The organism is Streptomyces sp. NPDC028368, from assembly GCF_055565615.1.
Genome location: NZ_JBVHTY010000001.1, coordinates 286700 through 299342 on the forward strand (window position 1 = coordinate 286700; position 12643 = coordinate 299342).

Annotated in this window: 12 protein-coding genes and 2 pseudogenes; 7 read left to right on the top strand and 7 right to left on the bottom strand. The window is 69.2% G+C overall.

Annotated features, from left to right (window positions below):
- Nucleotides 1-418: 418 nt before the first annotated feature.
- Nucleotides 419-946: a universal stress protein gene (locus tag ACZ4S3_RS01350; RefSeq protein WP_467924350.1), complete on the top strand. Its 528-nt coding sequence runs from the start codon at nt 419-421 to the stop codon at nt 944-946.
- Between the two features lie 116 nt (nt 947-1062).
- Here the strand turns inward: ACZ4S3_RS01350 and ACZ4S3_RS01355 are convergent, their stop codons facing one another.
- From ACZ4S3_RS01355 to ACZ4S3_RS01370, 4 genes are all read right to left on the bottom strand, one after another.
- Entirely contained in the window at nt 1063-2892 is a 1830-nt protein-coding gene (locus ACZ4S3_RS01355) for an NAD-binding protein (RefSeq protein WP_467924352.1), read from the bottom strand.
- Between the two features lie 542 nt (nt 2893-3434).
- Nucleotides 3435-3767 (bottom strand): hypothetical protein, encoded by a 333-nt coding sequence (locus ACZ4S3_RS01360; RefSeq protein WP_467924354.1) that lies wholly within the window; start codon nt 3765-3767, stop codon nt 3435-3437.
- 663 nt (nt 3768-4430) lie between these two features.
- Nucleotides 4431-4736, bottom strand: coding sequence for a hypothetical protein (locus ACZ4S3_RS01365; protein WP_467924356.1), 306 nt, complete (start codon nt 4734-4736; stop codon nt 4431-4433).
- A 552-nt stretch (nt 4737-5288) separates the two neighbouring features.
- Nucleotides 5289-5474: a hypothetical protein gene (locus ACZ4S3_RS01370; RefSeq protein ID WP_467924358.1), complete on the bottom strand. Its 186-nt coding sequence runs from the start codon at nt 5472-5474 to the stop codon at nt 5289-5291.
- 132 nt (nt 5475-5606) lie between these two features.
- Here ACZ4S3_RS01370 and ACZ4S3_RS01375 point away from each other — a divergent pair, with 132 nt between their 5' ends.
- Both ACZ4S3_RS01375 and ACZ4S3_RS01380 read left to right on the top strand, forming a co-directional pair.
- Entirely contained in the window at nt 5607-6281 is a 675-nt protein-coding gene (locus ACZ4S3_RS01375; protein WP_467924360.1) for a hypothetical protein, read from the top strand.
- A 126-nt stretch (nt 6282-6407) separates the two neighbouring features.
- Nucleotides 6408-6668, top strand: coding sequence for a hypothetical protein (locus ACZ4S3_RS01380; protein ID WP_467924362.1), 261 nt, complete (start codon nt 6408-6410; stop codon nt 6666-6668).
- 15 nt (nt 6669-6683) lie between these two features.
- Here ACZ4S3_RS01380 and ACZ4S3_RS01385 read toward each other — a convergent pair.
- From ACZ4S3_RS01385 to ACZ4S3_RS01395, 3 genes and pseudogenes are all read right to left on the bottom strand, one after another.
- A pseudogene (locus tag ACZ4S3_RS01385) lies at nt 6684-7075 on the bottom strand (transposase); the annotation flags it as partial.
- A 105-nt stretch (nt 7076-7180) separates the two neighbouring features.
- A pseudogene (locus ACZ4S3_RS01390) lies at nt 7181-7483 on the bottom strand (recombinase family protein); the annotation flags it as partial.
- Nucleotides 7484-7567: 84 nt separating this feature from the next.
- Nucleotides 7568-7993 (bottom strand): YjbQ family protein, encoded by a 426-nt coding sequence (locus tag ACZ4S3_RS01395; protein WP_467924364.1) that lies wholly within the window; start codon nt 7991-7993, stop codon nt 7568-7570.
- 534 nt (nt 7994-8527) lie between these two features.
- Here ACZ4S3_RS01395 and ACZ4S3_RS01400 point away from each other — a divergent pair.
- From ACZ4S3_RS01400 to ACZ4S3_RS01415, 4 genes are all read left to right on the top strand, one after another.
- The gene (locus tag ACZ4S3_RS01400) at nt 8528-9355 is read left to right on the top strand and encodes an ABC transporter permease (RefSeq protein ID WP_467925197.1); all 828 of its coding nucleotides are present in this window, start codon (nt 8528-8530) and stop codon (nt 9353-9355) included.
- Nucleotides 9328-10299: an ABC transporter ATP-binding protein gene (locus ACZ4S3_RS01405; protein WP_467924366.1), complete on the top strand. Its 972-nt coding sequence runs from the start codon at nt 9328-9330 to the stop codon at nt 10297-10299. Before ACZ4S3_RS01400 ends, ACZ4S3_RS01405 begins: the two co-directional genes overlap by 28 nt.
- Before the next feature lie 92 nt (nt 10300-10391).
- On the top strand, nt 10392-11435 hold the full coding sequence (locus tag ACZ4S3_RS01410) for an ABC transporter substrate-binding protein (protein ID WP_467924368.1): 1044 nt from the start codon (nt 10392-10394) through the stop codon (nt 11433-11435).
- A gap of 1 nt (nt 11436) precedes the next feature.
- Nucleotides 11437-12642, top strand: coding sequence for an LLM class flavin-dependent oxidoreductase (locus ACZ4S3_RS01415; RefSeq protein WP_467924370.1), 1206 nt, complete (start codon nt 11437-11439; stop codon nt 12640-12642).
- The last annotated feature ends 1 nt before the right edge of the window (nt 12643 follow it).

Consider the following 12643-nt stretch of genomic DNA (forward strand, 5'->3'; position numbering starts at 1 on the left):
CCACGGACTCCTCTTCGGAAAGAGGCACGCCGTGCGGCACCGCGGAGGGTGTCATACGGCAGGGCACCGGACGACGTGCGAGTTTCTCAGGAGCATCGTCACTTCACGTCGGCACATACCGCGAGGGCATCCGAAGACGTTGACGCATCTCTGACCCGCATCTCTGACTTCCATCTCTGACCCGCATCTCTGACCCCTCCGCCGGCATCAGGGAACCCGCGCCCCTGGTCGCTGCGCGGTACCCCGCCCCTGAGGGGGCTTCTCCACTTGCCCGCTGCTGCCCTGCCCCGTGTCGTCATGGAGCCGTCAGGGTCTCCCCTCCCTGCGTAAAGGGAACGCCAACGCATCGCGATCGCTCCACCGGCGGCATTTCGATGGAGGAGACAGGAACGCGACACAGGACGAGGAGCGTGGCCCCATGAGCGGAGCCGGCGGCCGGCGCGTCGTGGCCGGGGTGAGCGGTTCGCTGGGGAGCCTGACGGCTCTGCACCGGGCCGCGGCCGAGGCTCGCCTTACCGGTGCCGAGCTGTGGGCCGTACTGGCCTGGGAGCCGCCCGGAGGCGACTTCCCTCACCGCGGCGGGCCGTGCCCCGCGTCGCTGGCCGCATGGCGCCAGATGGCGAGTGCGCGGCTGCTGGAGGCCCTCGACGCGGCCTTCGGCGGCACCGGGCCCGGGGTACCGCTGGAGCCCCTGGTCGTACGCGGCAAGCCGGGAGAGGTCCTGGTGGCGGCCGCCGATCATGCCGCCGATCTCCTGGTGGTCGGGGCGGGCGCCCGCGGCAGGCTGCGCCGTGCGCTGTGGCCCTCCGTCACCCGGTACTGCGTCGCACGCGCCGGCTGCCCGGTGCTGGCCGTACCTCCCTCGCCCCTGCGCCACGCGCTCGACGCCGCACACCGCCGCAATTCCTGGAAACTCCCACTCGATACACGGGAGTTGGCGGACTGATCGCCCCGTCCTTCCTGCGCGACCGCATCGCGCCGGCTGCTGCGCCGGCCGGTCCTCTCGTCGTCGCTCGAATCTCCCTCCGCGCGGCGCAACCGGCCAAGAAGCGGAGGCGCCGCTCACGTACGCGGGTCTGTCGGGTGCGGTTGCACCCCCGTCATCAGGAAGTCCAGGCCGCGCCGGGTCGATGCCACCACGACCCGGTCATCCGCATTCAGGATCCGACCGTGTGCGGGGCGCCAGTCGAAACCCGGACGGTCAAGGCGGAGGCCGCCGCCGAGCGTGTCCGACGAGGCCGAGGACTGTGCTGGGGTCGCAGGGCCGATGGCCAGGACCCGCCATTCGTTCTCGCGGAAGGCCTGGTGGAGCGAGCGGCCCTCCAGTTCCGGGTGGCCGGCGACGTCCACGGTGGTGAAGAGGAGGGAGCCGCGTTCGACCGGCATGATGCCGAGGACGTGACGGCCCATCATGGCGGCGGCGAAGGACGGCGCGGCGAGGGCCGAGACGCTGCGGCTGCGGGTGGTGGCGTCGGGGTAGGAGGCGCGCATCGTACGGGAGACGGTGGCGGCGAAGTCGTCGTCGTAGAGCCGCATCACCACCCGTACCTGGGGGTTGGTCTCGCGGGCGGCCATCACGATGTCGAGGTTCTCCCCATCGTCGCGGGTGAGGACCAGCAGGGATTTGCTCTGCCGGATCCGGGCGCGGTCGAGGACACCGGGAGCGCCGGCGTCCTCCAGGAGCAGTGGTACGCCGAGTTCGCGGGCGAGGGTGACGCCACGGGCATGCGGATCGCGTTCTATGACGACCACCTGGTGTTCGGTGGTGCGCAGTTGGGCCAGTACCCGGGTGCCGATCTTGCCGAGGCCGACCAGCACGATGTGGTCGGTCAGGTCTTCGGCGGGCGGGTGGCCTACGGAGGCCTTCCTGAATGCGTCGGTGGCGTTCATCGTCGCCGCCACCACGAGGGGCAGTACGGCCAGGCCGACGAAGCCGGCGATGAGCTGGAGCACCCGGCGGGCCGGGGACTCGTCGGTCGCCGGGTCGCCCATGGTGAAGATGTCCAGCAGCGGAAGGTACAACGACTTCCACAGCGGACCGGGCTCGGCCAGGGCGGTGGCTGCCGCCAGCACCAGCACGATCGCCGCCAGCGCCCCGAAGACCGCGAGGACTTCGCGGGCGAGGAACACCGTCCACGGCAGATGCGCCAGCCGGTCCCGCAGCCAGGCGCCGTAGCTGCGGCGGTTGCGCGGCGGAGGCTCGGGCGGGTGGTGGTGGGTGACCTCCTCCAGCATCAGCCGTCCGTGGGTGAACTGCCGGTGGTAGGACGTGACCGTGTCGGGCAGCAGCTGGGTGCCCTCCTCCCCCGGCGTCTCGGCGCTGTCCTCGCTCGCCGGGTCGTCCTGATGGGCACCGGACAGTACGGCGAGGGTGGCCAGGTCTGCGGACTGGGGCGGGGTGCGGGCCGGGCGTACCACGCCGCGGAAGACCTGACCCTCCACCTGGAGCGTGTGCCCGTGGCCGACCGCGGCGGCGGCGACCAGCTCGGGAACCGCGGTGTCGGCGTCGGACAGGACGGTGGTGGACATGTCCAGCTGCACGTCGTTTCCGGTCCGGTCGAGCGCCAGCACCGCGCGGTCCAGGAGCCGTTCGAGGTGACGGCCGCGCTCACGGTTGTACATCCGGATGACCAGACGGATCGTCGGGTTGAGGGTGCGGGCCAGCAGGGCCGCGGTCACGTTGACCTGGTCGTCGCGGTAGGTGAGGGCGAGCGCGGCGGCCCGCTCCACCCCGGCGGCACGCAGCGTCTGTTCGTCCGGGCGGGCGGCGACCAGCAGCTCGACCGGTGACTGCGGATCACCATCCAGCACCGCGATCTCGGGCGCGTGCCCTTCGTGCCGCGAGGGCAGCACCACGGTGACCGCCTCACCGCAGACAGCATCCAGCGTCACCGCCAGACGGTGCGCGAGCCCATCGTCCCCGCAGATCACCATGTGCTGGGAACGCTGCCCGAATGGGTTACGCAGAGGGAGAGTTGACGTCACGTCGTCAAGATTGCCGGGTGGGGGTAGGCGGTTCCGGTACGCACAACAGTTCGGCGTCAAGGTTGCGTATGGGCTTGATGACCCGTCGCGACGTCCAGGCAGTCCGCAACGTTGTGACCCAGGCGGCCCATGGCCGCGGCGACGAGGCCGTCCGTAGGGCCCCATCGCGTAGCGGAGCCAGGGGCCGAGCTTGGGGCGGGGCCGCCGAAGGACGCGGCCACCCCCAGGACGATCTTGATCAGCCGGCCAGGAAGCTCAGTCGAACCTGCCGTTTCGGATTATCGACGTTCGTGTCCGCGAAATTCTGTAAAGGCAACTGTCAGGATAGCCCGCAGCCTGCTCGGCTCCGTAGGTCCAGCACACCGGCCTCCACGCGCGTGACGTACAAGGAGACGGGGCGGGCGGAGGGTGGCGCGGTTGGTGCAGGGGTAGCCATCGTCTTCGTCGAGTTATCCGCCATGAGCACTTTGGTCCCGGGAAGGAAGCATCGGAAACACCACGTCCTTCTCATGATCCGTGAGCCATGGCGACGTCTTCGATACCTCACCGAGCTTCTTGATGAGCTTGACCTTGCCGACGAAAAGGACGGAGATAGCGAACGCGGTGCATTTGCCGAAGGCCGAGTTCTTCGTGCCCTCCTTGAGATCGTTAAGACCTATGATCTCGCAGACCGCTGCGCTCAAGGTGGGCTCGATCCCGACAAGCGCGACTTCCCCGCCGGCGAGCCCGCCGGGGCTCACCCGTATCTCGGGAGAGTCGACGTGGACCTTGAACGGAGACACTTGCTGGTCGGCTCCGCCTTCTCCGTGGCGCCTCTCGCCCTGCCAAGCCAGTCATCGTGGTCGAAGATGACAGAGGCTCCCGAGGGCCGAGCTGTCCACCTCGGCACGAGATGCGTCGGCATGGGAGATGCAGAGCCGTTCGGGAGACCGGAGCGTTCTTCTCACGCCTGGATCAACGCCACGGAGGCGGTCATGGCCGCAAGTCGTTGGTCCAGTACCCCGTGACAGAGGTGGCCGACTATCTCGACGGGCGCTTACCTGGCGACCGCGTGCGACGGGAGATGTTCTCGGCCGCAAGTGAGCTTGCCTACCTGGCGGGCTGGACCGCTTTCGACAACGCCCAGCACTCCGTGGCACAGCCGCACTTCACCATCGCTGTGAAACTCGCCGCGCGAGCTGACGACCTCCGATGGCCGGCCATGTACTGCGCGCGATGGCTCATCAGGCTCTGGAACTCGGTCACCCGCAACAGGCTCTCGGCCTGGCCTCGGCTTCAGTGGAGGGTAAGCGCTACAGGTTTGCGAGCCCCAGGGAGAAGGCTTTTGGATGACATTGGCCAGCGCGATAGTCGGAGCGGTCATCGCGACCGCATCCGCCGCCCTGCTGGACCGCAGTCGCTGGCGCCGTGAGCAGCACGTGCGCACCATCGTTGTGGCGCCCCAGCTACAGCGGCGGGTGGTCCGGCACGGGGGAGGCAGCGACCGCGTCGTCGAGGATCTGCTCCCGCACAGCGGCGGTCATCGTGTTGATGGCGGCGGCCAGAGGGAGCAACTCACCGGCCGGCACCGGATTCGTGAGCAGGTCGCCGGATTCGCCGAGCGTGGTGATGGCCCTCCGGATCAGGCTCATCGCTTGGGGAGTCCTGGGGATCGCGTCGGCATTCAGGAGGTTCAGCATCGTCTCCAAGGCCTCGGCCAGCTCGCGGACCGCGTGGCGCAACTCGTCTGTATCAGGGAGTTCATCGTTCATGGCACAACGATCCCGCGCCGGCCGTGGATAGGCCAGTGCCCCGGATCCGCCCGGAGGCGGGCGCTTCACGTATGACTGCGTGCGCGGGATGAGCCTTGCCGGTGCCGGGTATCCCGGTCCCCCGGCTGCGAGGCCAGGACGGTGCGGGCATGCGAAAACTCGCGCCCTTGGCCTGGGGCATATACAGCGGTTCCTACAGGCGGCGGCGACCGGTGAAATCCAGGCACTGATGGACCTGCTGGCGCCCGAGGCCGTGCAGATCTCCGACGGTGGCAGGAAAGCGGTCGCCGCCCGCCGTCCGATCACCGGCCGCGCCGTAACCCGAGCGGCCAAGGGGCGAATGGGGCCCGGGGGGCCCGGCAGGGTCGGAGGTCGTGGTGGGACCGGAGGGCCCGGTGGGCGAGCTCGTGGCGGAAGCCGCCGGACGGGCGCCGCTGTCCTTGCCGCTGCCGCCGTCGGACAGCGACAGTCACAGCGCCCCGCCCGGAAGACCGGCACCGCCCAGCACGCAGATCGAGGCGGTCATACCGAGAACGGTCCGCGAGCGCACCGCTACCACGACCCGCCTCTCTTGTTGGCCCGCTCCTCAGCCTCTTCCCTGCTGCGTGCCACCGTCCGCCCCACCACGCAGGACACGAACACCGCACCACCGATGAACGCCATCAACTGGCCCACCGCGAAGCCCGTCTCCTCCGTCTCCATGATGTCCTCGTAGTCCAGGGTGCGGTGTGAATCCACGCGGGGCGTGCGTGGGTGACAGGCCCGAGCCGAGCGTGAAGAAGCTGCCCGAAAAGCGGAGCGACAGCGCAAGGAGAAGGCGGATCGCCGCAGCCTGAACGCCCCGGCGAACCTATGCGGTCACAGCACCTAATGGCCACCGATCAGGTACATCACGCCTACGAACAGGCCCAGCACGGTGGTCAGCCAGGCGAGGGCAACAAGGCATGCGAGGCAGCTGTCGCGCACGTTGGTGTTGGGTCGGGGGCTGCCGCTGCCGGCTTTGGGTGGAAGTGGGGCGTCGAGGCGTTCGCCGCCTTCGCCGTGGCCGTGCCCGTGGTGACTGCTGTGGTGCCCTGCATGGTGGCCTCCGGCGTGCCCTCCGTGCGCGCCACCATGCCCGCCGCCGTGCCCTCCGCCCCCATGGCCGCCTGCGTTCATCGCATCTCCCTTCGCTGGGCCCAGTCTGGCCGTGGTGGTCGGTATGCGGAAAGGCCGCCGATGGCCGGCGTCTGCGTCAGCGCGTATGACGGGAAGGTGCCTTCCGAGCCGTCCGTCGAGGTCTACATCGACCACAACGTGCCGCTCGCCAACGCCTGCCAATCCAGTGCCGACCTATGGGCCACAGCGCTGCGGCGGAAGTTCGCCAACGACCTCGTCAATCCGCTACTGATCGCGGTCTCGGCGTCGCCGAACCGTCAAAAGGGCGACCAGAGTCCCCACCAGCGGCCACCACCGCTGCGCATCCTGCGAGTGTGCACCTCCAGCCCCTCTCACGGAACAACGCCGGGGCCAAGACCCGGCGAACCTATGCGGTCACAGCACTAGGGGCTATCCGGTGGCTCATGTAACTGATATGCAGTCAGCGGGTGGTACGGAGTGACCCCGCCGGTTCAGGAGTAGGCCGCCGGAATCCGGGCAGGCGGCGGTGAAGAACGGACCACGAACAACGGAGTGAACACCATGCACGGCGGCGGAGGGTTCAGCGGGGGCGGCCACCACGGGGGTGGATTCAGCGGGCACCATCACAGCGGGGGGCTGGGCCACCACGGCAACCACCACCATCACACCGGGGACTCACAGGGCTTCGTCGGGATCCCCTTGTTCCGGCGTCGTGGGTCATCAGGCGATGCCACGGGAGTGGCTCCCCTGCGCGTGGTGCTGGGTCTGCTGCTGGCCGGGTTCATCATCGGGGCGCTGCTGGCGGCCCACTAAGGACTGTCCGGCGGGTCATGAGCAGAGCCAGAGGCGAATGGCAGCAACAGTCACGGTGCCGTAGAACACGTACCCCCTCTTGTCGAAGCGGGTGGCTACAGCACGGAAGCCCTTGAGCGCGTTGATCGTTCGCTCGACTTCATTGCGGCGCTTGTAGATCGTCTTGTCAGTGCCGGTGGGCCGACCGCCCGCGCTACCGCGGCGCCGGCGGTTGGCCCGCTGGTCCCTGCGCTCAGGAAGGGTGTGCTTGATCTGCCGACGCCGCAGATACCGGCGATTCCGGCGCGACGAGTACGCCTTGTCGCCACCCAGGTGATCGGGGCGCGTGCGCGATGACCGCCGGCTGGACGTGGGACACGGATGCGTTCGAGGACCGGGATCAGTTGCGGGGCATCGCCCCACTGGCCTGATGCAGGTCGCGGCCGTCGGGCGCACCACGCATGCTGCGCGGCGGGACGAGATATGGCACCCCTACGCCCAGGCCGATGACCGAGGGTTTCGCGCATCTTGTAGCTGGTGTTCAGGCAGTCCACGACATTGCGACCGAGGCGGTCTACCGCCGCGGCCACCAGGCCGTCGTAGGGACCCTTCTCGTCGCTCAGCCACGGGCCGAGCTTGGGCCGGGTCATCGGGTCCGTGGCTCCCGACACCTCCCAGTCGTCTGCCCAGCCGATGATGTGCCCGCCGACAGATGCGACGGCTGTCAGAACGTCCTCCCGTTGACGCTCCGGGGAGGATGTGGCCAGCTTCATGCGGGAAAGCCGCCGCACACCGAGCAGGCACTTTCCACATCCGTCATAGGGGCGTTCGATCATGTTCAGGTCCGCACCGCGCAAGGCTTCTCCGTTTCGGGCACGCAGGGTACGGAGATTTCGCGGCCACCCCCAGGACAATCTTGATCAGCCGGCCAGGAAGCTCAGTCGAACCTGACGGTGGGGATTGTCGACGTTCGTGTCGACCAGGCACACCGACTGCCAGGTGCCGAGCTCCAGCCGGCCCGCGAGCACGGGGAGGGTTGCGTGGGGTGGGACAAGGGCGGGGAGCACATGGTCGCGGCCGTGGCCGGGGCTGCCGTGGCGGTGGCGCCAGCGGTTGTCGGCCGGGAGGAGGTCGTGGAGGGCGGCCAGGAGGTCCTCGTCGCTGCCGGCGCCGGTTTCCAGTACGGCGATGCCGGCCGTGGCGTGCGGGACGAAGATGTTCAGCAGGCCGTCGCGTCCATCGGCCACCTCCCGGAGGAAGGCGGCGCAGTCGGCGGTGAGGTCGGCGACGGTCTCCGTGGAACCGGTGGTGAGGCTGAGGGTGCGGGTGGTGAATGCGGTGCTCATGGCTCCATTTTCGTACGAGGATCCGGCCGGTGCCCATGACCCGCCGAGCGGCCGGCGCAACGTCCGTGCAACAAAGGTCCACCAGCCGAGACGACGTTTGACCCCTCTCCGAGCGCACCGCTACGTTCGGCGACATGCCCAAGTCAGCCCAGCTCACCACGCGCGGTCATATCGACCTGTGTTGGGTGGCCTCCGCCGCGTGTCGCCGCGGCCGCTGACGCGCTCTCAGTTGTCTTAGCGCCTCGGGGCCGGCCCCTTGGGCAGCCCTCTTCGCCGGTTCCGCCGGATCCCCTTGTTCTTTCGTCGCCCGTGCGCTGCCGCCTTCCGGCCGGCCGCCTGGGCGTACTCCTCCCTGCCCATGGAGCTTCCATGACGCTCGACCAGGCCGTACGCGGCCATGCCCCACCCGACATCTCGAAGGATGCGACGAATGCGGTGAATGCGGTGAAAGCCGCGAAGACGGCGAAAGTTATAGAGGACAAGAGGGACGCGAAGGACACGCAGGACACGACGGTATCTGTCGTGGATGGTGGTGTGTCGTCGGGTGTGGCCGGGGCGCCCGAGCTCGCTCGTGTCACCCCCGTTTCCGGGCGTCGCCGGTCGGTGCCGCGCTGGCTGCGCCGCGCGTCGGGACCGGTGGGGCTGCTGGTGGTGTGGCAGGTGCTCAGCGCGAGTGGTGCGCTGCCGGCGGACATGCTGGCCTCGCCCGGGACCATTGCCGCCACCGCCGGTGATCTCGTCTCGGACGGGACGCTGCCTTCCGCGATGCTGGTGTCCCTCCAACGGGTCGCCGTCGGGCTGCTGTTGGGCGGGGTGGCCGGGATTGCGCTGGCGCTTGTCTCGGGGCTTTCGCGGCTCGGCGAGGATCTGGTCGATGCGACCGTGCAGATGCTGCGTTCCATCCCCTGGGTGGGTGTGATTCCGCTGTTCATCATCTGGCTGGGCATCGGAGAGGCGCCCAAGATCGCACTGATCTCGCTCGGGGTCGCCTTCCATCTCTATCTCAATGTGTATGCCGGGATCCGTGGTGTGGATGCCCAGTTGGTGGAGGCGGGGACTTCACTCGGGTTGAGCCGGTGGGGGCTGATCCGGCATGTGGTGCTGCCCGGTGCGCTGCCGGGGGCCATGACCGGGCTGCGGTACTCGCTGGCCACCGCATGGCTCGCCCTGGTCTTCGGCGAGCAGGTGAACGCCGATGACGGACTCGGCTTCCTGATGAACCAGGCCCGGGAGTTCTTCCGTACCGATGTGATCGTGGTGTGCCTGGTCGTCTACGCGATCCTCGGGCTCATCGCCGACTTCGTCGTCCGCACACTGGAAAGGCTGTTGCTGCAATGGCGACCGACGTTCACGGGGCAGTGAGCACCACGAGCCCCGGCACCGCCGTCGAGGTCGGCGGGCTGGTGCGCGCCTTTGACGGGCGGGCCGTCATCGACGGTCTTCAACTGACCATCAGGCCAGGCGAGTTCGTGGCATTGCTCGGGCGCAGCGGATGCGGCAAGTCGACGCTGTTGCGGGTGCTGGCCGGGCTCGACCGGGAGATCGAGGGCGAGGTGCTGGTGCCGCGCCGCAAGGCGGTGGCATTCCAGGCGCCGCGGCTGATGCCGTGGAAGCGGGTGTGGCGCAATGTGCTGCTCGGGCTGCCGGGCCGGCCCGAAAAGGCCGCTGCGGTAAGGGCGTTGGAGGAGGTCGGGCTCGGCCATCGGGCGGATGCCTGGCCGAAGACGCTCTCCGGCGGGGAGGCGCAGCGTGCGTCGCTTGCCCGTGCGCTGGTGCGGGAACCCGACCTGCTGTTGCTCGACGAGCCGTTCGGTGCGCTCGATGCGCTGACCCGGATCAAGGCTCAGCGCCTGGTGGCCGAGCTGTGGCGGGAGCGCGGCTGCGCGGTGCTGCTGGTCACTCATGACGTGGAAGAGGCGCTGTTGCTCGCCGACCGCGCGCTGGTCATGGAGGACGGCCGGATCGCGTACGAGACCGAGGTGGAGCTGCCTCGGCCGCGCGATATCTCCGATCCGCGATTCGCCGCGCTGCGGGCCTGCCTCCTCGACCGGTTGGGTGTCGAGGAGACGGACGAGACGGAGGAGAGGGAGGAGAGGGAGGAGAGGGAGGACGGGGAGGAGACGGAAGCTGGGTCGGGGGGCAGCGGTGTGGCCGAGTCGCCTACGGAGGGCGCGGGGGAGTTCGAGGGCGATGCGGAGTCCGATGCCGATGCGCCGTCCGATGCCGACGCGCCCCCTGTGCCCCCCGCTCCCCTGACCAAGTCAGCCGCCGCATCCCCCTCCACCCCCGCGGCCCCCGCAGCCTGACCCAGCCCCATGCCCCCTGCCCCGCCCCACCGCCCAGCCCCTCAGCACGGCCCCCAGCACAGACAGCACAGACAGCACAGAACGGATACCCCATGAGACCACGGCACCTCACCCCCGCCCTCCTGCTCCCGCTCACCCTGGTGCTGGCCGCGTGCGGTGGTTCGCCGCGGGCCGGCAGCGCTTCGGGAGGCACCGGGAGCGGGACCGACGGAAAGGGTTCGGTGACCCTCAACGTCGGTGACCAGAAGGGGGGTTCGGAGGCGTTGCTGCGAGCCGCCGGTGAGCTGGACCATCTCTCGTACAAGATCAAGTGGTCGACGTTCACCTCCGGTCCGCCGCTGCTGGAGGCGGTCAATGCCGGGGCCGTCGACGTCGGAGCGGTCGGTAACACGCCGCCCGTGTTCGCCGCGGCCGCGAACTCGAAGATCAAGGTGGTCGCGGGGTCGCACAGCAGGTCCGACGGGGAGGCGATCCTGGTGAAGAAGGGCTCGCCGCTCAAGCGGCCGGCCGATCTGAAGGGCAAGTCCATCGCGGTGGCCCAGGGCAGCTCGGCGAACTATCAGCTGGTCGCCTCGCTGAAGCAGGCCGGGCTGTCGCCCAAGGACGTCAAGCTCAGCTACCTTCAGCCGGCCGATGCGCTCGCCGCCTTCTCGCGGGGCAAGGTGGACGCCTGGGCGGTGTGGGACCCGTACACCTCGCAGGCGCTCGACCAGGCCGATGCCCGGGTGCTGACCACCGGACAGGGCCTGGTCAACGGGCTGAGCTTCCAGGTCACCGCGCCCGCCACGCTCGCCGACAAGAAGAAGTCCGCGGTACTCAAGGACTACGTCGACCGGCTGCGGCGGGCGCAGAACTGGGTCTTCAAGCACCCGGATGTCTGGGCGAAGGCATGGGCGAAGGAGACGGGGCTGCCGCAGAACGTGGCGCTGGACGCGGTCAAGCGGACCCGGGGCACCACGATTTCGGTCGCCCTGGACAAGGCCGCCATCGCCTCCGAACAGCAGATTGCCGACTCGTTCGCCAAGCTCAAGCTGATCCCCCGCACCTTCGACTTCGGGTCGTTCGTCGACCCCCGCTTCAACGGCGACCTGCCGCCTTCGAGCACGGCGCCGCGCACCTACGGAAAGGCCACCTGAGATGTCCGTACACCTGCATTGGTTTCTGCCGACCGGCGGCGACGGGCGGACCCTCGTCGACCGGCATGCCTACACGGACGGCGGTATCCGGCGGGACCGGATCACCCCGGTCAGTGGGGTGCGCGCCCCGGATATCGAGTATCTGGCCCAAATAGCCAAGGCTGCCGAGCAGTTGGGCTTCGAGGCGGTGCTCACGCCGACCGGTACGTGGTGCGAGGACGCGTGGCTGACGACGGTGGCGCTCACGCAGGTCACCGAGCGGCTGAAGTTTCTGGTCGCCTTCCGGCCCGGGGTGATCTCGCCGGTGCTGGCGGCGCAGATGGCGGCGACGTATCAGCGGATCTCGCGCGGACGGCTGCTGCTGAATGTGGTCACCGGTGGTGACTCGACCGAGCAGAAGCGGTTCGGGGATCATCTCGACCATGACCGGCGGTATGCGCGTACGGATGAGTTTCTGCAGGTCGTACGGGGTGTCTGGGGCGGCACACCGTTCGACTTCCAGGGCGAGCACTACCAGGTCGACGGCGGACTGACGGCACTGCCGCCGGATCCGCTGCCGCAGATTTTCTTCGGCGGCTCGTCGCCGGCCGCGGGACCGGTCGCAGCCCGGAATGCGGATGTGTATCTGACCTGGGGCGAGCCGCCGGAGCAGGTCAAGCAGAAGATCGACTGGATTCGGGGACTGGCGGAGAAGGAGGGGCGTACGGTCCGGTTCGGTATCCGGCTGCACACGATCTCGCGGGATTCGTCGAAGGAGGCGTGGGCAACCGCCGGGCGGCTGCTCGACGACCTCGATCCGGAGACGGTCGCGGCCGCGCAGCAGGCCCTGGGCAAGAGCGAGTCGGTGGGTCAGCAGCGGATGCTCGCGCTGCACGGCGGCTCGCGCGACAAGCTGGAGATCTCGCCCAATCTGTGGGCGGGAGTGGGTCTGGTACGGGGCGGGGCGGGCACCGCGCTGGTCGGCAGCCATGCCGAAGTGGCCGACCGGATCGAGGAGTACCACGCCCTGGGCATCGAGCACTTCGTCCTCTCCGGCTACCCGCATCTGGAGGAGGCGTACTGGTTCGGGGAGGGCGTGCGGCCGGAGCTTGCCGCCCGCGGGCTGCTGGATGCGGTCCCGTCGCCGCTGGAGGGCGTACCGGCCGCGAACGGCCGTCCGGCGTCGGCGCCGGGCGGGGCGCCCTTGCTGGTGGCGGGGGGACGCTGAC

What these genes read in the sequence shown, in the direction of transcription:
- ACZ4S3_RS01350 (WP_467924350.1), top strand. Translation starts at nt 419, where the DNA reads ATGAGCGGAGCCGGCGGCCGGCGCGTCGTGGCCGGGGTGAGCGGTTCG.
- ACZ4S3_RS01365 (WP_467924356.1), bottom strand. Translation starts at nt 4,736, where the DNA reads ATGAACGATGAACTCCCTGATACAGACGAGTTGCGCCACGCGGTCCGC.
- ACZ4S3_RS01375 (WP_467924360.1), top strand. Translation starts at nt 5,607, where the DNA reads ATGGCCACCGATCAGGTACATCACGCCTACGAACAGGCCCAGCACGGT.
- ACZ4S3_RS01395 (WP_467924364.1), bottom strand. Translation starts at nt 7,993, where the DNA reads ATGAGCACCGCATTCACCACCCGCACCCTCAGCCTCACCACCGGTTCC.
- ACZ4S3_RS01405 (WP_467924366.1), top strand. Translation starts at nt 9,328, where the DNA reads ATGGCGACCGACGTTCACGGGGCAGTGAGCACCACGAGCCCCGGCACC.
- ACZ4S3_RS01410 (WP_467924368.1), top strand. Translation starts at nt 10,392, where the DNA reads ATGAGACCACGGCACCTCACCCCCGCCCTCCTGCTCCCGCTCACCCTG.
- ACZ4S3_RS01415 (WP_467924370.1), top strand. Translation starts at nt 11,437, where the DNA reads ATGTCCGTACACCTGCATTGGTTTCTGCCGACCGGCGGCGACGGGCGG.